At 39.2% G+C, this 20258-nt stretch carries 16 protein-coding genes and 2 pseudogenes; 14 read left to right on the plus strand and 4 right to left on the minus strand.

Annotated features, from left to right (window positions below; translation table 11 throughout):
• Positions 1 to 64 precede the first annotated feature (64 nt).
• The 3 genes from B0169_RS18670 to B0169_RS18680 form a co-directional block, all read right to left on the minus strand.
• Positions 65 to 1339, minus strand: a complete 1275-nt coding sequence (locus B0169_RS18670) for a uracil-xanthine permease family protein (protein WP_077288425.1) — start codon at positions 1337 to 1339, stop codon at positions 65 to 67.
• A gap of 91 nt (positions 1340 to 1430) precedes the next feature.
• Complete coding sequence (upp, locus tag B0169_RS18675; RefSeq protein ID WP_077288426.1) at positions 1431 to 2057, minus strand: uracil phosphoribosyltransferase; 627 nt, start codon at positions 2055 to 2057, stop codon at positions 1431 to 1433.
• 98 nt (positions 2058 to 2155) lie between these two features.
• Positions 2156 to 2899 carry a fused MFS/spermidine synthase gene (locus tag B0169_RS18680; protein ID WP_158077131.1) on the minus strand — a complete coding sequence of 248 codons (744 nt, stop codon included), beginning with the start codon at positions 2897 to 2899 and terminating at the stop codon, positions 2156 to 2158.
• A gap of 260 nt (positions 2900 to 3159) precedes the next feature.
• Here B0169_RS18680 and B0169_RS18685 point away from each other — a divergent pair, with 260 nt between their 5' ends.
• The 10 genes and pseudogenes from B0169_RS18685 to rpoS all read left to right on the plus strand — a co-directional run bounded on the left by B0169_RS18685 (position 3160) and on the right by rpoS (position 10591).
• Complete coding sequence (locus B0169_RS18685; protein WP_235838641.1) at positions 3160 to 3852, plus strand: hypothetical protein; 693 nt, start codon at positions 3160 to 3162, stop codon at positions 3850 to 3852.
• Between the two features lie 88 nt (positions 3853 to 3940).
• Complete coding sequence (gene ftsB / locus B0169_RS18690; protein ID WP_077288428.1) at positions 3941 to 4243, plus strand: cell division protein FtsB; 303 nt, start codon at positions 3941 to 3943, stop codon at positions 4241 to 4243.
• Positions 4243 to 4971, plus strand: a complete 729-nt coding sequence (ispD, locus tag B0169_RS18695; RefSeq protein ID WP_077288429.1) for a 2-C-methyl-D-erythritol 4-phosphate cytidylyltransferase — start codon at positions 4243 to 4245, stop codon at positions 4969 to 4971. The genes ftsB and ispD overlap by 1 nt, the downstream gene beginning before the upstream one ends.
• Positions 4962 to 5459, plus strand: a pseudogene (gene ispF / locus B0169_RS18700) (2-C-methyl-D-erythritol 2,4-cyclodiphosphate synthase); the annotation flags it as partial. The gene ispD and the pseudogene ispF, both read left to right, overlap by 10 nt.
• Before the next feature lie 183 nt (positions 5460 to 5642).
• A pseudogene (truD, locus tag B0169_RS18705) lies at positions 5643 to 6686 on the plus strand (tRNA pseudouridine(13) synthase TruD); the annotation flags it as partial.
• Positions 6687 to 6694: 8 nt separating this feature from the next.
• Entirely contained in the window at positions 6695 to 7447 is a 753-nt protein-coding gene (gene surE / locus B0169_RS18710; RefSeq protein ID WP_077288430.1) for a 5'/3'-nucleotidase SurE, read from the plus strand.
• Positions 7444 to 8121, plus strand: coding sequence for a protein-L-isoaspartate(D-aspartate) O-methyltransferase (locus B0169_RS18715; protein ID WP_077288431.1), 678 nt, complete (start codon positions 7444 to 7446; stop codon positions 8119 to 8121). The genes surE and B0169_RS18715 overlap by 4 nt, the downstream gene beginning before the upstream one ends.
• A gap of 3 nt (positions 8122 to 8124) precedes the next feature.
• The gene (locus tag B0169_RS18720) at positions 8125 to 8703 is read left to right on the plus strand and encodes a YqaA family protein (protein WP_077288432.1); all 579 of its coding nucleotides are present in this window, start codon (positions 8125 to 8127) and stop codon (positions 8701 to 8703) included.
• 17 nt (positions 8704 to 8720) lie between these two features.
• The gene (locus tag B0169_RS18725; protein WP_077288433.1) at positions 8721 to 9569 is read left to right on the plus strand and encodes a peptidoglycan DD-metalloendopeptidase family protein; all 849 of its coding nucleotides are present in this window, start codon (positions 8721 to 8723) and stop codon (positions 9567 to 9569) included.
• Positions 9570 to 9664: 95 nt separating this feature from the next.
• Positions 9665 to 10591, plus strand: a complete 927-nt coding sequence (gene rpoS, locus B0169_RS18730; protein WP_077288434.1) for an RNA polymerase sigma factor RpoS — start codon at positions 9665 to 9667, stop codon at positions 10589 to 10591.
• Between the two features lie 81 nt (positions 10592 to 10672).
• On the opposite strand, the gene mutS is transcribed toward rpoS, so the two are convergent.
• Positions 10673 to 13240, minus strand: a complete 2568-nt coding sequence (gene mutS / locus B0169_RS18735) for a DNA mismatch repair protein MutS (RefSeq protein ID WP_077288435.1) — start codon at positions 13238 to 13240, stop codon at positions 10673 to 10675.
• Positions 13241 to 13581: 341 nt separating this feature from the next.
• Here mutS and recA point away from each other — a divergent pair, with 341 nt between their 5' ends.
• The 4 genes from recA to B0169_RS18755 form a co-directional block, all read left to right on the plus strand.
• A complete protein-coding gene (gene recA / locus B0169_RS18740) occupies positions 13582 to 14616 on the plus strand; it encodes a recombinase RecA (RefSeq protein ID WP_077288436.1) in 1035 nt (344 codons plus the stop codon).
• A 195-nt stretch (positions 14617 to 14811) separates the two neighbouring features.
• Entirely contained in the window at positions 14812 to 16131 is a 1320-nt protein-coding gene (locus B0169_RS18745) for a porin family protein (RefSeq protein ID WP_143323607.1), read from the plus strand.
• Positions 16132 to 16140: 9 nt separating this feature from the next.
• Positions 16141 to 17358 (plus strand): FecR family protein, encoded by a 1218-nt coding sequence (locus B0169_RS18750; RefSeq protein WP_077288438.1) that lies wholly within the window; start codon positions 16141 to 16143, stop codon positions 17356 to 17358.
• Between the two features lie 18 nt (positions 17359 to 17376).
• Positions 17377 to 20258: Ig-like domain-containing protein (locus tag B0169_RS18755; protein ID WP_143323608.1), on the plus strand; the 2882-nt coding region annotated here is incomplete at its 3' end.

Consider the following 20258-nt stretch of genomic DNA (forward strand, 5'->3'; position numbering starts at 1 on the left):
TATGCAATTAATGGCAGCAAAACTTTAACCCGCCCTCATGCTTTCGTTGTTTTAGCTATTGGTTTTAGCTATTGGTTTTAGCCATATCATCTTTGGGTAAAATTAAGTTTAAACCGATAGCAACTAACGCGCACAAACTTATTCCTTGAATGCTATAACCACCAAAATTCAGTGCCATGCCACCAATACCAAAAACTAAGACAATAGCAAAAATAATGAAGTTTCTCGGCTGATCAAAGTCGACTTTAGCTTTGACTATACTACCCAAGCCAACACTGGCAATTAGGCCGAACAATAACAGCATAATACCGCCCATAACTGCACCAGGTATGGTTTGTAATAAAGCGCCTAGTTTACCAACAAAAGCCATGATAATTGCCGCACAAGCTGCCCAAGTCATAATTCTTGGATTAAAGGCTTTTGTCAGCATTACTGCGCCAGTAACCTCTGAATAAGTGGTGTTTGGAGGTCCACCCAGCATTGACGCTGCTGTAGTAGCAACACCATCACCGAGCAACGTGCGGTGTAAACCTGGCTTTTTAATATAGTCTTTACCTGTCGCAGAGCTGATCGCTAAAACATCACCTATGTGTTCAATCGCTGGTGCGATGGCAATAGGCAGCATATAAATAATGGCGTGCCAGTTAAACTCAGGTGCGGTGAATTTTGGTATGGCAAACCAAGCAGCAGTTTGTACAGGGGTAAAATCAATAATACCGTGATAAAGTGATAAAATATAACCAACAACAATTCCCGATAATATTGGCATTAAACGCATAAAGCCTTTACTAAAAGCGGAAACTAATAGAGTGGTTAGCAAGGCTGGGAGTGAAATACTTAAGGCCAATGACTGATCAATTAATTGCGCTGAACCATCGCCTGTACGTCCTAGTGCCATATGCACAGCAACCGGTGCTAATGATAAACCGATCACCATGATAATAGGGCCGGTAACAATAGGCGGCAAATACTTGCTGATAAAGCCAACACCACGCATTTTAATTAAGCCACTAAAGCAAGCATAAACAACACCAACAACTGCTAGCGCTCCCATAGTTGCTGGAATTCCCCATGTTTGTGTGCCGTACATAATAGGAGCTATAAACGCAAATGAAGAAGCTAAAAATACCGGTACTTGGCCTTTGGTGACAAGTTGGAATAACAGGGTACCTATACCTGCTGTACATAATGCGACGTTAGGATCTAAGCCGGTTAGTAAAGGCATCAATACCAAAGCACCAAAAGCGACAAATAACATTTGGGTGCCAGTGAGTACCTCTTTAAAAAGTGATAAATTATTTTGCGCTAAATCATTAGGTAATGGGGTATTTGAACTCATATTTTACTCAATAAAACTGCCAGCAAGCCGGCAGTAAAGTTAATGTGTGATTTCTGATGTTTGTTACAAGCAGCAAAGATAATAGCGGGGATTACTTTGTGCCGAAAATCTTATCTCCAGCATCACCTAATCCAGGTAATATATAGCCGGCATCATCTAAGCGATCATCAACAGAAGCGGTATAAAGCTCAACATCTGGATGTGCTTTTTCTAATGCTGCGACACCTTCGGGCGCGGCAACTAAGACTAATGCCTTAATGTTTGTTGAACCACGCTCTTTTAATAAATCTATCGTTGCTACCATAGAGCCGCCTGTTGCCAGCATAGGATCTATCACTAACGCTAAACGATCTTCAATTTGTCCGGCTAACTTTTCAAAGTAAAATACAGGCTCAAGTGTTTCTTCGTCTCGGTACATGCCCACAACTGAAATACGCGCACTGGGAATAAGCTCTAACACGCCATCCATCATACCTAGACCTGCGCGTAAAATAGGCACAACAGTAACTTTTTTCCCTTTGATTTGTTCAACTTCTATTTCGCCATTCCAGCTATTGATGGTGGTTGTTTCTACTTCAAGATTTTTTGTTGCTTCATAGGTTAATAGGCAACCAACTTCAGAGGCAAGTTCGCGAAATCGCTTTGTGCTAATGTCAGCTTCACGCATTAAGCCAAGTTTGTGTTTAATTAGGGGATGCTTTACTTCAATTACGCTCATCTTTTACTCCAAAACTCGATGAAAAAACTATTTTTGCATATTATATGTTATCTATGCACTTATGTACTTAACTGCTATAAAAAAATAATTCAGACTTGTTATTGATCAATAAACCACTTTGCTGCAGATACAGCATGAGTTCGTTCAATATAAGGTAAAAAATCGATATTTAATGAGCTAGCTTGCTGTTGATTAAACGTCATTAGCTGGGTTTTATTGGGTAATGGGGCTTTACTGATCAGCACAACAATATTCTTATAATCATTAAAATCAATTAACGAAACATGTAAATGTAAACTCCGCAGTATGGTTAATAGACGAGTTAATTGCTCTGCATTACTGTTGATACTGATTAAGGCACAACCTGTTGGCGTTAATTTTTTTGATAAGTTCAGGTAAAATTTGCTGTGAAATAATGCTTGAGGTGTTCGTTCATGTTGATATATGTCGCAGAGAATAACGTCAAAGCTGTGATGTGTTTTTGCTAGAAAAGACTCTGCTGTATCAGCAATGACCTGCACCTTATCTGGTAAATTAAAATAATGTTGAGCCATCGTTATTATTTTAGCTTGTTGCTCAACCACGGTGATATCAAAGTCATGATGATGTGTTAACGCACGCTCTAAACCGCCGGCCCCTAGGCCTAGGTTTAATACGGTTTTGGCTTTACTTTGCCATAAGACAAACATCATCAGAGCTTGTGGAATAGCTAATAATATCGCCTCAGGCTGAGCTTTTGCCATAATGGCTTGAACAACGTCACCGCCTAAGGTAAACCAACGATATTGAGTATTTTCAAATACTCGCAATACTTGTTTATCAAGTGTTTGATGAAAAATCACTTCCCCTTCTAGCTGGAGTAGCTGTGCAGCACTGAGCATAGTTTTTTATGTTTAGCTAATTAATGACGAGTTAGTGTAATTTAATGCCTTGGAAAGGCAATCAGTAATTTTTTGTTAAGTTTGCTATGCCAGTGTTTATTCTCATGCTAGTGCCAGCAGTAGGAGGCAACTCAAACGTGCATCATGTCGAGGTTTAGAGATAAATTTAATCGAAAACGAAAATCTTCTTTCGCTATTTTATCTTTACACAACAATCAAGTATGCTTAAATTATCGGCAGTACTTACAGTAGTTGTTAAATTTATGGTGACTCAATCATTATTATGGCAATCAGAGCAGCAGTCATCAGACTTTGCTGAACTTTGTAATGCCCTATATGAAAGAGAACTGATAAGTTTGGCTCGTGATAAGCAATCGACACTGCTGGGGGTGCAAGCAAAAATTAATAGTTTGCCACATTACGTTAAACGTACGGCATTTGCGTTGTTAAATGCTCATAGTCCACTGGCATTGGATGTGCAAAATGCTAGCTGGTCAGCTAAGCAGGCAAGCATTTCGCCTTCAATAAGCCAATTAATGGCTTATGATAGCAATGTCCTTTCATGGTACAGGCAACAAGTATTAGTGCATGGTTTAGTTGTTCCAATTGCATTAGAGCAAAAAATTGTGATTGACTGTATTGATAGAATTGATATCAAGCAACAGCGATTTCGTACGAATATTTATGGCTGGTTTAATTTGGCCGAAAGCGATTTGAATGATGTTATTACATCTGTTAATGCGAGTTTACTCAAGCCAACGAAGAAAGTTATGACAGCAGCGTGTGCTGGGCATCGTTGGCAAAATAGTCAAAAAGTGCAACCATCAATACCTTCCTTACGGGAACTGTTACTGTCTTGCACAATTAATTGGCGTAATTTTAAGCAGCCAAGAACGAATATTGCACACAATTGATTTTTAAATCTTGTTGGGTGTTTACAGCAGGCGGTACGCATTTATAATAGCGTACTGATATATCTTCGATAGCGACGTTAATTAATTTATGCGGCTGATCACAGCAGTTTTATTACTTTTTTTACTCCTTTTGCAATACCGACTTTGGTTCGGTAAGAATAGTGTGCCTGACTATATGGCACTGGAAGAAGAAGTTACTCGTCAGTTAGCAAACAATAATAAGCTTAAACAACGCAATAAATTGCTTTATGCCGACACTGATGATTTGAAATCGGGTACCGAAGCGATTGAAGAGCGTGCTCGCCATGAACTGGGCATGATCAAGCAAGGTGAAACATTTTTCCGGGTTATTCCTAACGACGATGCTGATAATAAGGAACGATTGCGATAATGAGCAATTCACTTGGGCAATTTACCGTAGTCTTGCCCGCTGCAGGTGTTGGTAAACGTATGCAGTCATCTTGTCCTAAACAATATTTAGCCATTGAAAATAAAACTATCTTGGAGCATACCGTAGCACGCCTTCTTAGTCATGAGGCTATTGCTCATGTCGTCATTGCTTTAGGTGAAAATGATGAATATTTTCAAAGCACCTCACTGGTAAATAATAAAAATATTACCTGTGTTGTCGGCGGAAAAGAGCGTGTAGATTCAGTTCTCGCAGGTTTGAGGTCTTTAAATAGCAACAATCAGCCATGGGTGCTGGTACATGATGCTGCTAGGCCTTGTGTAAAACATCAAGATATAACGCAATTAATATCATACTGTCTTGCGCATGACCATGGCGCAATATTGGCAAGCCCAGTACGTGACACTATGAAGCAAGCGAATAGTGAGCAGTTAGTGGCAATGACTTTAGAGCGAAGCCAGATGTGGCATGCTTTGACACCGCAAATGTATAAAACGGCTGAATTAACCGCAGCAATAACTTCGGCTCTAACAAACGATATTGAGATTACTGATGAGTCATCAGCGATGGAAGCTTTAGGTTATGCAAGTGGTTTAGTTAAAGGCAGTAGTGATAATATTAAAATTACCCAACCAGAAGATATAGCGCTTGCAAAATTCATTCTTAATCAACAAAAATCTAATGTATTAACAGAGGCAATATGCGAATAGGGCACGGTTTTGATGTTCATAAATTTGGCGGTGAAGGGCCATTAGTTTTAGCCGGTGTTGCTATTCCTTATGAATTTGGTTTTATTGCTCACTCTGACGGTGATGTGGCTATTCATGCCTTATGTGATGCTATTTTAGGGGCGTTATGTTTGGCAGATATTGGTAATCACTTCCCCGATACTGATGGTCAATATGAAAATATATCCAGTCGTATTTTATTGCGTCATGTGGTCGGCTTAATGCAAAGTAAAGGCTACTGTCTTGGTAATGCCGATATTACTATTTGCGCACAAGCGCCAAAGGTTGCACCGCATCTGATGGCTATGCGAACCTGTTTAGCTCAAGACTTACAAGCAGACATAGAGCAAGTCAATGTTAAAGCGACTACCACAGAGAAACTTGGCTATGTTGGTCGAAAAGAAGGGGTGTCGGTACACGCAGTTGTACTGTTAACAAAATCTCAAAACCTCAATGAACTTCAATCAGTCGATAGTTCAGAGCGAAATCATAATACCCATACTGACGCTAGTGTTGCATGTGAAAAAAACACGCTTGACCAAGCAAATATAAATACCAGTGCTCAAGCAGAAGAGAAAACTGCTTTGAGAGCGCCCCCTGAGCCTGCTAAAGAGCCAGTTGTCAGTGCCTTACCTGAATTTGCTTATTTATACGGCAAACCGGCTTCGAATGGTTTATTGCGGAGTGAAAAATCTGATTTTAAAGTGTTTGAACAACTGCCATTTTTGCCTTGTGGTGAAGGTGAACATCTGTTTATTCATATCCGTAAAACAGGTGCTAACACGGCATTTGTTGCTAAACAATTAGCAAAATACTTTTCTGTTAAAGAGTCTCTGGTTTCATATGCAGGCTTAAAAGATAGGTTTGCCGTGACCGAACAATGGTTTGGTGTACATGTTCCCGGTAAGCAAGTTTATGACTTAAGTGATCTCGATATTGAAGGTGTTGAGGTTTTGTCTTACAAGCGTCACAACAAGAAGCTACGCATTGGTGGCTTAGACGGTAATCGATTTGAAATTACCTTGCGTGATGTTACTGAGCTTGATGAGTTAGTTCGACGCTGGCATGTCGTGAGTAATTATGGTGTACCTAATTACTTTGGTGAGCAGCGCTTTGGCATTAATGGCGGTAATATAGCCCAAGCATTGAGTCTGTTTTCTGGCAGGAAAGTCAATGATAAGAAAAAGCGAGGTATGTATTTATCCGCAGCACGTTCATTGATCTTTAATCAAGTGATCAGCCAGCGTATTGAGCAAGAAAAATTTGAGACGTTAATAATGGGTGATGTATTAATGCTTGCTGGTACACAATCGGTATTTTTAGCTGATAATATTGATCAAAGTTTAATTGATAGACATGTTAACCATGACGTCGATATAACGGCTCCTATGTGGGGGGCGGGTGAATTAATGACCTGTAAGCAGGCGCTAACTTTTGAAGAAAGTGTCGCAGAGCAATTGACTGAGTTTTGCCAAGGATTACCACGTTTTGGTTTGAAACAAGAGCGTCGTCGCATTCGCCTAGTAATGAAAGAGCCAAAAATTGATATTGCTAATAACAATGTTACGTTATCTTTTTTCTTACCTGCCGGTGCTTATGCGACCACCATTATGCGTGAATTAATTAATTATACAGATATGACCGAACGAGTCGATGTATCTTCAAAGCTTACAACTGATAATAAATCAAAAAAATAAGGTCAGTCATGAGAATATTATTGAGCAATGATGACGGTGTTAATGCCGAAGGTATTAAAGTACTTTATGATGAGCTAGCAAAAGTATTTGATGTTACTGTAGTCGCACCGGATAGAAATTGTAGTGGCGCAAGTCATTCATTAACATTATTAAACCCGTTACGAGCACAAGCATTAGACAACGGTTTTATTTCTGTTAATGGCACACCAACAGATTCGGTACATTTAGGTGTGACGCAATTAATGCAGGGGCAACTTGATTTGGTTGTGGCAGGTATTAATCATGGCGCTAATTTAGGTGATGATACGATTTATTCTGGTACAGTAGCCGCTGCAACTGAAGGTCGTCATCTAGGTATGCCAGCAATAGCGGTATCATTAGTATCTAAGAGTCCCGTAAACTTTAAAACGGCGGCAGTAGTTACCGCTAAATTTATTGAACGCTTACAGTTACACCCGTTACCAAGCGATCAAATTATTAATATCAATGTTCCTGATATACCTTTAAATGCATTAAAAGGTATTCAAGTGACTCGTTTAGGTCATCGTCATAAAGCGGAAACAATGACAAAAATGAAAGACCCTTGGCAGCGGGATATTTATTGGTATGGCCCACTAGGGCAAGAGCTGGATGCAGGTGTCGGCACTGATTTTCATGCCGTTACCAATGGATATGCGTCAATTACCCCGTTGACTATCGATATGACGGCCTATAAAAGCATGGCACAAATGACAGAATGGATTAATGAACTCTCACTATGAAACAAAGTACTATCAACGCCAGAGCCGGCAGTAGTATCGGCGGAAAGTCGAGTCGCAGTGGCGAAATATTAGCGCAAAAATTACTGCTTGAAGGCATTCGAAACCAACAAGTATTACAAGCTATAGCTCGCTCACCACGTCATATTTTTGTGCCTGAAATTTTAGCGCATAAAGCTTATGACAATACTGCACTACCTATTGGTCAAGGACAAACCATATCACAACCTTATATTGTCGCTAAAATGTCTGAGCTTTTACTCGCCGATGGTGTGCCTGAGAGTATTTTAGAAATTGGTACTGGATCGGGTTATCAAACTTCTATTTTAGCGCAACTAACGTCGAAGGTGTTTTCTGTTGAACGTATTAAGTCACTGCAGTGGCAGGCAAAGCGTCGATTACGTAGTATGGATTTACATAATGTAGCCATGAAGCATGGTGATGGTTGGCAAGGGTGGCAAAGCAAAGCACCATTTCAAGCCATTATTGTTACGGCGGCCCCAACTAAGGTGCCGACTGCGTTGCTTGAGCAACTCGCCGATGGTGGTCGGTTAATTATTCCAGTTGGCGAGCAAAGCCAAATTTTAAAATTAATTACCCGCCATGGCGATGAGTATAAAGAGCAGCAAATTGAAGCTGTTCGTTTTGTTCCTCTTGTTCCTGGCGCTTTAGGATAGTTTGTGAAAATATTTTCTGCGTTATACGAATGGACACTTAAATGGGCTGAACATAAGTTTGCACCTAGAATTCTCGCATTATTAACTTTTGCTGAGTCTGTTTTTTTTCCTATTCCCCCTGATGTTTTACTTGCCCCTATGGTATTAGCACAGCGTGAAAAAGCTTGGCGATTTGCTACGTTGACAACCGTAGCATCGGTTATTGGTGGTGTTGTTGGTTATGGTTTAGGCTATATGATGTTTGAACCTTGGATCCAACCTCTAATTACAGAGTTTGGCTACCAAGCTAGGTTTGACAAAGCTATGCTTTGGTTTAGTGAATGGGGTGTTTGGGTGGTTTTTATTGCAGGTTTCTCTCCTATCCCGTATAAATTATTTACCGTCAGTGCCGGTTTTTTACATATGGCTTTCCTGCCCTTTTTATTGGCATCAGCCATTGGCCGCGGTATGCGATTTTTCTTAGTTGCAGGTGTTATTCGTTGGGGCGGAGCACCAATGGAGAAAAAAATTAGACAATGGGTTGATGTTCTAGGATGGCTTGTCGTTAGCGCGATTGTTATTGCTTATATTGCCACACGATAAAGGATATTTTGTTGGTTATGACGAAATGGTTACAAGGTAGCTTAATAAGTAGAGATAGTTTATTCGTGCTAATAGTTATATTAGCACTTAATGGTTGCTCTAGTCCTAGTAAGCCAGCCCCCGTGGTTGATGTTCAAGGCTCACTTCCTTTGAGTCAACGTATTAAGAATAGTGTTACGGGCACTGAATATATAGTCAAAAAAGGTGAAACATTATACTCAATAGCCTGGCGTGCTGATGTTGACGTTCGTACGTTAGCTGCAATTAATAACATTAAAGCCCCTTACAATATTTATCCTCAACAAAAATTATTTTTAACCAAAAACTCTAGCAAGGCAAGTCATGGTAAGCCTAAGAGTAAAAGCTTTAACCCATCAAAACAAAAAGTTATAAAAAAACCTATTGCACAGAAGAAAAAGCAGGAGTATGGTGGAAATGTAGCTGAACAAAAAACAGCCAAAAAAGTTCAGCAACAAAATGACACCTTCTCGCAAAAAATACGAAGGTGGCGGTGGCCAGCAAATGGAAAAGTTATTCATAAGTTTTCCACCGCAAAGCAAGGAAATAAAGGAATCGACATTGCGGGGCGACGCGGTGATTCGGTAAAAGCAACTGCAGACGGCAAAGTAGTTTATGCCGGTGATGCGTTACAAGGATACGGTAAGTTAGTCATAGTTAAACACAACGATGATTACCTTAGTGCTTATGCCCATAACGATCGCATATTAGTTAAAGAGCAGCAGGTTGTTAAAGCCGGTCAAGTGATTGCCAAAATGGGAGATACTGACGCTGAAAGAATCATGCTTCATTTTGAAGTTCGCTTTCGCGGAAAATCAGTTAATCCTATGAAGTATTTGCCGAAATAATAATAAAAAGTTATTAAAAAAATAAATAATAAATTGGAGTCAAAGTGAATATTTAGTCAGTAAGTTTAGCAAAATGCTAATAGCGGAGAGATAACATGGGCATAAAAAAACAAATAGAATGTTCTGATGTTGCAGAGAAAGAGCAACCCAAAACAACAAAGGCTGATATGCCTGAGGGTAGTCATTCTAACTTAGATGCAACACAAATATATTTAAGTGAAATCGGTTTTTCTCCATTACTAACTGCAGAAGAAGAAGTCTACTATTCTCGCCTCGCATTGAAAGGTGATGAAGCATCTCGTAAACGAATGATAGAAAGCAACCTTCGTTTAGTCGTAAAAATAGCCCGTCGTTATAATAATCGTGGTTTACCACTCCTAGATCTGATTGAAGAAGGTAACTTAGGTTTGATCCGGGCAGTTGAAAAGTTCGATCCTGAACGAGGATTCAGGTTTTCAACTTATGCTACTTGGTGGATACGTCAAACCATTGAACGTGCGATTATGAATCAAACCCGTACCATTAGATTACCCATCCATGTCGTGAAAGAACTCAATATTTATTTACGTACTGCGCGTGAACTAGTGCAAAAATTAGATCATGAACCTACAGCTGAAGATATCGCCTTTGAGCTAGATGTACCTGTAGAAGATGTCAGCAAAATGCTACGTTTAAATGAGCGTATCGCTTCCGTTGACTCGCCATTTGGTGGCGATGGCGAAAAAGTTTTATTAGATGTTATTCCTGATGAAAAAGCCGGTGGTCCTGAAACAAAATTACAAACCAATGATATTAAACATAGTATTGTCGATTGGTTGAATGAACTGAATTCTAAGCAACGTGAAGTATTAGCAAGACGCTTTGGCTTACTCGGCTATGAAGCGGCAACATTAGAAGATGTAGGGGTTGAAATAGGCCTGACACGTGAGCGTGTACGACAAATTCAAGTTGAAGCGTTAAAACGATTACGTGATATTCTTAGTCAGCAGAATTTATCTATAGAGGCGTTATTTCAGGTCTAAGCGATGCTATAGTATTTACAAAATAATCTTATAGTGCCAAAAAAACCAGCAAATGCTGGTTTTTTTAGTGCTGCTATTTTTCTACAATTGCTCTTTCAGTTTATATAATAAATCCAGTGCCATTTTAGGGCTCAGATCATCGATATCGACCGCGTTGAGTTCATCAATGACCGGGTGATTTGCTTCCATTAATGACAACTGTTCAAAAGCTTGAGGTTCATTATTCATGATTGAAGGGGCTTGCATATTTTCAAGTTCGTGTAAGCGCTGCTTTGCTCGTTGAATCACAGTTTTGGGCACACCGGCAAGTTGTGCCACTTGTAAACCAAAACTCTTACTAGCCGCTCCCTCTTGTACTGTGTGCATAAAAACAATGCTATCACCATGTTCAACGGCATCTAGATGTACGTTTGCTAAGCTATCAATTTGCTCTGCTAATAACGTAAGCTCAAAATAATGGCTAGCAAATAAGGTAAATGCTTGGGTTTTTATTGCCAGCATTTCAGCACATGCCCATGCTAAAGACAGTCCGTCGTAGGTGCTTGTACCACGACCAATTTCATCTAATAACACTAAGCTTTTATTCGTCGCATTATGTAAAATATTCGCCGTTTCAGTCATTTCTACCATAAAAGTTGAACGACCACTGGCTAAGTCATCGGAAGCACCAATACGGGTGAAAATTCTATCCACCATACCAATTTTTGCTGCGCTTGCCGGGACATAACAACCAATATGGGCAAGTAATACGATTAACGCAGTCTGACGCATATAAGTTGATTTACCGCCCATATTAGGACCGGTAATAATTAACATTTTTCGACTATCAGTGAGCATAACAGGGTTAGCAATGAAAGGCTCGGTAGTCATTTGTTCCACAACGGCATGTCTACCAGCATCAATAGTGATCCCACTGGCTTCTTGCAGTTCAGGTTTAACATAATTTAACGTATCGGCACGCTCAGCAAATGTGTTAAGTACATCAACTTCTGACAGAGCTTGAGCCAATAGCTGTAACTTTTCTAATTCGGGTAATATTAGATCAAATAATGCTTCGTATAAGCGCTTTTCAAGTGCTAGAAACTTACTCTGGGCAGACAATACTTTTTCTTCGTGTTGTTTTAACTCTTTGGTAATAAAGCGTTCATTGTTTTTTAGCGTTTGACGACGAATATAATCATCAGGTACATCAATAGCAGAGCTACGACTCATCTCAATGAAGAAACCATGAACTTTATTGTAGCCGACCTTCAGTGATTGAATACCGGTTCGAGCTTTTTCACGCGCTTCTAATTGCGCTAAAAATTCAGTGGCGCCATCGCTTAAATCCCTTAGCACATCTAATTCTTCATTATAGCCGGGCGCAATAACGCCACCGTCACGAATTAATACTGGTGGGTTTTCGACAATGGCACTTTCTAATAAAGCTTGTATTGTCGGTAATGGCTGACACTGACTAATCAGTGATGATAAATGTACTTGAGAGCAGTTTGTCATCAATGTTTGCAGTTCAGGTAAATGCATCAAGGCATTGCGCAGCCGAGCAAAGTCGCGAGGACGAGCTGAGCGTAAAGCCACACGTGCGACAATGCGCTCAATGTCACCAAACTGCTTTAAATTACTATTTAGTTCAAATGATAAATCTTGCTGTAATAGCTCTTCAATGGCATTTTGACGATTATTTAAGGTATTGATATCACGCAGTGGAAAGTGCAGCCAGCGCTTTAATAACCTTGATCCCATGGGGGTTGCTGCTTTATCAAGAATTGCAGCTAGGGTATTTTCACTACCACCTTGTAGGTTTTGTGTTAACTCTAAATTGCGGCGAGTGGCAGCGTCAAGGATCACAGCACTTGAAGCACTTTCACCAATAATTGCCCTAATATGCGGTAATGCAGTGCGTTGGCTATCTTTGACATATTGAAATAAGCAGCCGGCAGCAGCAATACCTAAAGGTTTATCTTCAACACCAAAACCAGATAATGACAGGGTGCCAAACTGCTTGTTAAGCAAGGCCTTACTTGTTTCTAAATCGAACTCCCAATCAGGGCGTCGACGTAAACCTTTGCGACCAAGAATAATATTGTTAGCTGCTAAGGATTCTGGATATAACAGCTCTGCCGGTGATAAGCGCTGTAACTCCGCTTGTACTTGCTCTTCAGTTCTGGGCTCTACTAAAACAAATCGACCACTGGTCATATCTAAATAGGCTAAACCAAAACCTTGTGATGTTTGATGTACAGCAACGATCAAATTATCCTTTCTATCAGTTAAAAGCGCTTCATCACTGACTGTGCCAGGGGTAACAACACGTACCACTTTTCGCTCAACAGGACCTTTACTGGTAGCGGGATCACCTATTTGTTCACAGATAGCAACAGACTCACCGAGTTGAACCAGTTTCGCTAAATACCCTTCTACAGCATGATATGGAACCCCAGCCATTGGAATAGCATTGCCACCCGTTTTCCCTCGGGCAGTTAATGAAATATCGAGTAATTCAGATGCTTTTTTAGCGTCATCAAAAAATAACTCATAAAAATCTCCCATACGATAAAAAATTAAAATATTAGGAAATTCTGCCTTAATGGTCAGGTACTGGCGCATCATCGGGGTGTGAGTTGAGAGGTCTTGCTTAATTGTTGTCATTGAAATGCCGTAACTCAAAAATATGTAAAAAGATTAATTACCTAGATTATGCCACAAGGCACATAATCAAATCTTTCTATTTTTATAAAATGCTCGACAAGTAAAGCAAATATAAACGACTGTATAGCGCCTGTTAATTAGCTGAGTAACTTTTTTTATAGCAACTGCTAAAAGTTACTAATTAGTAAAAAGTCATTGTTTTTCAATACTTAAAAAGTATCGGTAAATTTATTTTTTCGCGCATATAAAATAAATCAATAAAAAACTTGATACTGTACGACTATACAGTATACTTGCGTCATTGAAACGAATTAAGCACCTAAATCATCGTGGAGCATTTTATGAACGATAACAAAGAAAAAGCATTATCAGCTGCCTTAAGCCAAATCGAACGTCAATTTGGTAAAGGTTCAATTATGAAATTGGGTGACAATCGCAGCATGGATGTTGAAACTATTTCAACAGGTTCATTAGGTTTGGATATCGCACTAGGTGCGGGTGGTTTGCCGCTTGGCCGTGTTGTAGAAATTTACGGTCCAGAATCCAGTGGTAAAACTACATTAACATTGGAAGTTATTGCTGAAGCGCAGCGCAATGGTAAAGTATGTGCCTTTGTTGATGCTGAGCATGCACTTGACCCTATTTATGCTGAAAAACTCGGTGTTAATATTAATGACTTATTAGTTTCTCAACCTGATACCGGTGAGCAAGCACTTGAAATTTGTGACATGTTAACGCGCTCAGGTGCTATTGATATCATCGTTGTAGACTCGGTTGCTGCGTTAACACCAAAAGCGGAAATTGAAGGTGACATGGGTGACTCACACATGGGCTTGCAAGCACGTATGCTTTCACAGGCTATGCGTAAGTTAACAGGTAACCTTAAACAATCAAATACCATGATTATTTTCATTAACCAAATTCGTATGAAAATTGGTGTTATGTTTGGGTCACCGGAAACCACTACAGGTGGTAATGCGTTAAAATTCTACGCTTCAGTACGTTTAGATATTCGCCGTATTGGTGCGGTTAAAAACGGTGATGAAATCGTGGGTAACGAAACTCGTGTTAAAGTGGTTAAGAACAAAATTGCTCCACCATTTAAACAAGTTGAGTTCCAAATTTTATATGGTGAAGGTATTAACAGCTTAGGTGAATTGGTCGACTTAGGTGTTAAACATGAAATGGTTGAAAAAGCAGGCGCTTGGTATAGCTACAAAGGCGATAAAATTGGTCAAGGTAAAGCAAATGCTGCTAAGCACTTGAAAGAAAACCCTGAAATAGCCAAAGAGATTGACACGCGTTTACGTGAATTATTGTTGTCAAAAAATAAAGTGCTTGAAACAACTGACAAAGTTGAAGCACCAGCTAAATAAGCATTAATTAACTTATTTATAATCAAGCCACTGCCAAGTGGCTTTTTTTTATTAAAAAATAAAGGCTAATTAATATTGTTGATTAGTTTTATGTCGTAGTAGTTTGAATAAAATCACTTAAAGCATACAAGTTAATTGCATTTAGCCATTTATTGAGCTTGAATATGTTTATATAAAATCGATTTGGAAGAATGAGTGAAGAAAATTCTCGTATTTTTTTTCTTGTTGTTACTCGCTAGCAAAACTACTTACGCCAACACATTTAGAGAAAGTGTTGCTTTTACCCAGTTAAAACAAAAAATATTACTTAAGCAAAGTGGTAGCGCTTGGCAGCAAGCTAAGTTACTTGAAGCTGAATACTTAGGTGATGAAGATTTTGACTTTCTATATGGCCTTGCTGCATTGAAAGTGCAAGAAAGTGAACGGGCATTATACGCTTTTGAGCGTGTTGTTGCTAACCGGCCTAGTTGGTTAGATGCTCAGTATTATCTTGCCCATGCCTATTTTGCTATGAAGAACTACCAAGCCGTCATAGAAGTTACTGAGTCGCTTAATGAGAATGAAAATGTTTCTTTAAAATTAAAAGATTCAACGACACAACTTAAAGCCCTAGCTGTTGCTTTATTAAGTAAGCAGTCATTAAATATTATGCAATCAGTAGATGTTAGCTTAGGCTACGATTCAAATGTGAATGCCGGCACTAGTGAAGACAATATATTTTTACCTTTGTTAAACCAAGACATTATTTTATCTGATAATAGTAAAGAAAATAGTGATAGTTACTTATCTGTTGGCTATCAGCTCATAGCAAATAAAACGCTAACTCAATCATCAAGACTCTTTTTCTCAACTTTGGGCAAATTACATTATTTTAATCAGGACAATGATTTTAATCGCTTTTCAATTCGTAATAACTTGCAGTATAAGAAAGACTTTGCTGACTTAAGTGCGAGTGTTGGTATAAGGATCGTGCCTTTGTGGCTTAATGATCGCTACTATCGTACTAAGTTTGGTGCTACGGCTGGTTTAAGTAAATTTATTGATAAGCGCTGGTTGCTTTCATCTGAAGTTTTTTTGGGCCAGACTAAAAATGACGTTAATAGCCAATTAAATACCGATGACGCTTCGATACAACTCAGTGCACAGTATGTTGATAAAAGGTGGCGACACGCACTTTCGCTTGTTTATTCACAAGAACAAAGTATGTATAGCGAAAGTCAGCATAATGATAGAAAAATCCAAGCTTTAAATTATACGGCCGACTTTGCTTTCAATCAGTATTGGCTGGCCAATGCTAATATAAGTTATCAGCATCAGGCTTACCAATTTGATCATCCATTCTTTTTTGATAAACGTAATGATGATATGTGGCTGCTGGGGACATCAATCCAATATCAGGATTCCAAAGCATGGTCTTATCGTTTAAGTGCATCAATCCAAGATAAAGACAGTAATTTGGCGCTTTTTTCTTATCAGCGTGCTGATATAAACTTATCCGCACGTATGAGCTTCTAGGTGAACAATATGAATAATTTTACATTTATAGTACAAAAACCAAGTTGGAATTTTCTGGTTTTACTTAGTTTGTTCTTATTATTGATGACTACCCATTATAGCTCGTATGCGAATATTGCTGCGGGTAAAACTATTCTAGCCAAAGGTAAAGTCGAAGCACAACATCAAGCAAGTAAAGAGAAAAGGCCCTTACGACGCCGGTCAGAAATATTTGATGTTGATAACATTATCACTGGTGATAAAAGCAAAGCACAATTTAGTATGTCTGATGGTGGCTTGATTACCTTAAAAGAAAATACTGAAATTTTGATTAGCAATTATAAGTTTAACCCTGAAGCTGGTGAAGGTTCAGCGACATTAGAGATAATCAGTGGTGGCTTACGCTCTATCAGCGGCTTAATTAAAAAGTCGGGCGGTGATTATCAAATCAAAACACCTGTTGGCAGTATTGGTATTCGAGGCACTCACTTTGCTGTAGAAGTGATTGACGATGAGGTGTTATTTGCCGTTTATAGTGGCAATATTGATGTTGAGTTAGCTGATCAAACCACTTTGTCTTTAGGGAGTTCAGAGGATTTTTCATTCGCTTCTGTTAATAATCAAGGGGTTGTTACTCGAATGATCCAGGCTCCTGCTAGTATCTCACTAGGTTACTCTACGACTGCCCCTAAGAAAGCTGATGAAAGTGCTAAAAATGAAAACTCAAAGGATGATCAAGCCTCAGGTGTTGTGGTTGCAAACACTGATGCAGCTCCAATTTCTACAGATGCTTTAACATATGATGGCAATGAACTTGATGATAAAGGTATTTATGGTGAGTCTGAATGGCAAGGAGTTAAAGATCTACCGATAGCTGAGTTGATCTCTGAGCGCACAGGTACACTTTCTTACAGTAATGTTAGTGAGAGTATTGTTAATTCGAGTGTTGGGCAGGTTAGTGATTTTACTATGAGCATGACAGTTGACTTCGATAATGCTTCGGTACCCGGCGGAACATTGAGTTTTAGTGACAGTGAAGGGGAGTGGTTTGCTGCTTATTCTGGACTTATCAATATTGATCAACTTGAGTTGGGGATTAATTTTGCATCTCATGGTGACAACCGAGCTGATGGCTCAATTTTTGCTGCTTTTTCAAATGGCTTAGATGAGCTCGTTGGAGGCTTTTCGTTACAAGAAATCAATAACCCCTCAGTGAATGCTGACGGCTCATTTAAGATTCAGCCATAGGCTCTAGGATTAATAAAAATGTTTAGTAGTAGATGTATGTATATCATTGTTTTTCTTAGTCTAACTGCCTGTGGTGGGGGCGATTCAACCTCATCTACTACGCCTAATAATACTGCGCCAATAACGGTGCCACCAGTAACCAGCCCATCCGAACCGACAATGGATTTATCTGGTCAAACAGGCAATCAATTACTAGTGGCTAAAAAAGTTAATGGGATAGAAACTAATAGCCTCGCTAATATCAACAGTAGTTTTTCAAATGCGGTGGGGGCTTTAAGGCATGTAAACACTTCGACGAACATTGAAGGGAACTTAACTTTAGGTGTTGTTGCGTCAGATATTGATGTGATGAAACAGGTTTCACTATATTTGCCAAATGTTGAGCGGAATTTTATTTTATGTCTGAATAATTGTCGCCCAGATTTTCAATCGACGATCACAGGGTTTAACCCACAATTAGCTGGAGAAATAGCGGGGCCTTTGCGCATAGAGCTTGTTGTTGAAGATAGTTTGGGTAATAGCGCTGTTGTTGATGCATTGAATGTAAATTGGCAACCAATTCAAATATCAGCCATTAATGCCAGCAGAGAAAACGGTATTGTTTCTGTTTCATGGTCAGGTAACGATAAAGTTGAGCGTTATAATTTATATGCTGCTACCGAACTTGGCTTAACGACTTTAAATGCGCTGCAACTTGATAATGGTGTGCAGCGCCTTGCAATTAAAGCTACATCAGCGCAATTTACAGATGGTGAATTGAGCAAAGATTACTCACTGCTAGTTACCGGTATTGATAATAGCGGTGAAAGTGGAGCCTCTGTGCCTCACATTCTTCCAAGGGTAGGCGGGACCCCTAATTTACCACCGATTGCAAATAATGATAACTATCAGTTAAATGAAGATGAAGCACTAACGGTTAATGTCTTGGATAATGATCAAGATCCGGAAGGACAATCTATGGTACTAGATAGCATTTTGTTACAACCTGCTAACGGTACCTTGATTGTTAATGGCAACCTTTTAACCTATACGCCACATGCCAACTTTTATGGTAGTGACAGTGTAAGTTATCGGGTTGTTGATGCTGAAGGAGGTAATGCTTCAGCTACAGTTGTTTTTGATGTTTTACCTATAAATGATCCACCAATTGCTATTGATGATTCTTACCGTGTAGATACTACTGGCTTTATTGACTTTGATATAACTAACCTATTAAGTAATGACTATGATGTTGATGATACTGTTTTGAGTGTATCAACAACGCCTGTAGAAGCACCAAAAAATGGTACTTTAATACTGAGAAATGATGGCACATTTTCTTATCAATCATTTGCGCCATTATTAGAAAATGATGAATTTATATATCAAATATTGGATAGCCAAGGTGCGTCGGCATATGCAAAGGTTAAAATATTAGCCAACGGAGATATTTTACCACCTATTGCGCAAAATGATGATTACACTATTGATGAAGATACAACCTTAGTCATCGATACGGTTAATTTGGGAATTTTAGCGAATGATAGTGATCCTAATGGCTTAACCTTTGAGTTAGTAGCCAACTTACTTTCGCAACCTCAGCATGGTCAGTTAAATCTTGCCCTCGATGGTACTTTCACTTATATCCCAAACAGTAACTTCTTTGGTGTTGATCAATTTCAATATCAAATTAAGAATTCAGCAGATCTTTATTCACAAGCCTCTGTGACTATTACTGTTCGGTCAACGGCAGATATCCCTATCGCTCTCGATGACAATTATCAAGTAGATGAAGATAGTAATTTACAGGTTGATGAGGGAGCAGGGCTATTATTAAATGATATGGACTTTGATAGTTCCGTTTTAAAAGTTAATACAACACCAGTAACATCGCCACAAAAAGGCACGCTAGTATTAGAAGAGAATGGTAGTTTTAACTATACCCCTAATGCTAATTTTAGTGGGATAGACAGTTTTACATATGAGATTATAAACGGTAACCAATTAACCGATACTGCCAATGTCAATATCACTGTTATGCCGTTAAATGATGCCCCTACGGTAAATAATGAAACTGTTACTATTAATGAAGATACGACGGCAGTAGTTGATGTGCTCGCGAATGATAGCGATGCAGATGGCGACCAATTATCACTAACATCTGTAGATGTTGATAGTGGTAATGCAGTTATTGTAAATAATGCAGTCCATATTACCCCAAATATTGATTTTTTTGGTCAGATCACTGCTAGCTATACGGTTTCTGATAGCTTCAATGCAACCAATACCGGAACGTTAACGGTAACGGTTTTACCGGTAAATGATAATCCCATCGCGATAAATAATAGTTATTCTTCTCCTGAAGATGTGAATGTGATCGTATCAATTAACAATCCCAACCATTTACTGGCGAATGATAGCGATGTCGATGGTGATACTTTAACGGTCAATACAACGCCACTAACGAATGTCAGTCATGGTAGCTTGACACTTAATAGTGATGGCTCGTTCAGTTATACCCCCAATAGTAACTTCAATGGCGTTGACAGTTTTACCTATCAAGTCAGTGATGGCAATGGTGCGACAGCACAGGCCAGTGTGTCATTAACCATTAACGCGATTAATGATGCGCCTAATGCAACCGCTAATAGTTATAGCCTTGATGAAGACTTGAGCTTAACTAAGTTGGTGACTGACAGCGACCATTTACTGGCGAATGATAGCGATGTCGACGGTGATAGCTTAACTGTGAATACAACGCCACTAACGAATGTCAGTCATGGTAGCTTGGCGCTCAATAGCGATGGCTCGTTCAGTTATACCCCCAATAGTAACTTCAATGGCGTTGACAGTTTTACCTATCAAGTCAGTGATGGCAATGGTGCAACAGCACAGGCTAGTGTGGCATTAACCATTAATGC

Source organism: Cognaticolwellia aestuarii, assembly GCF_002000025.1.
In the GTDB taxonomy this organism is placed as follows: Bacteria; Pseudomonadota; Gammaproteobacteria; order Enterobacterales; family Alteromonadaceae; genus Cognaticolwellia; species Cognaticolwellia aestuarii.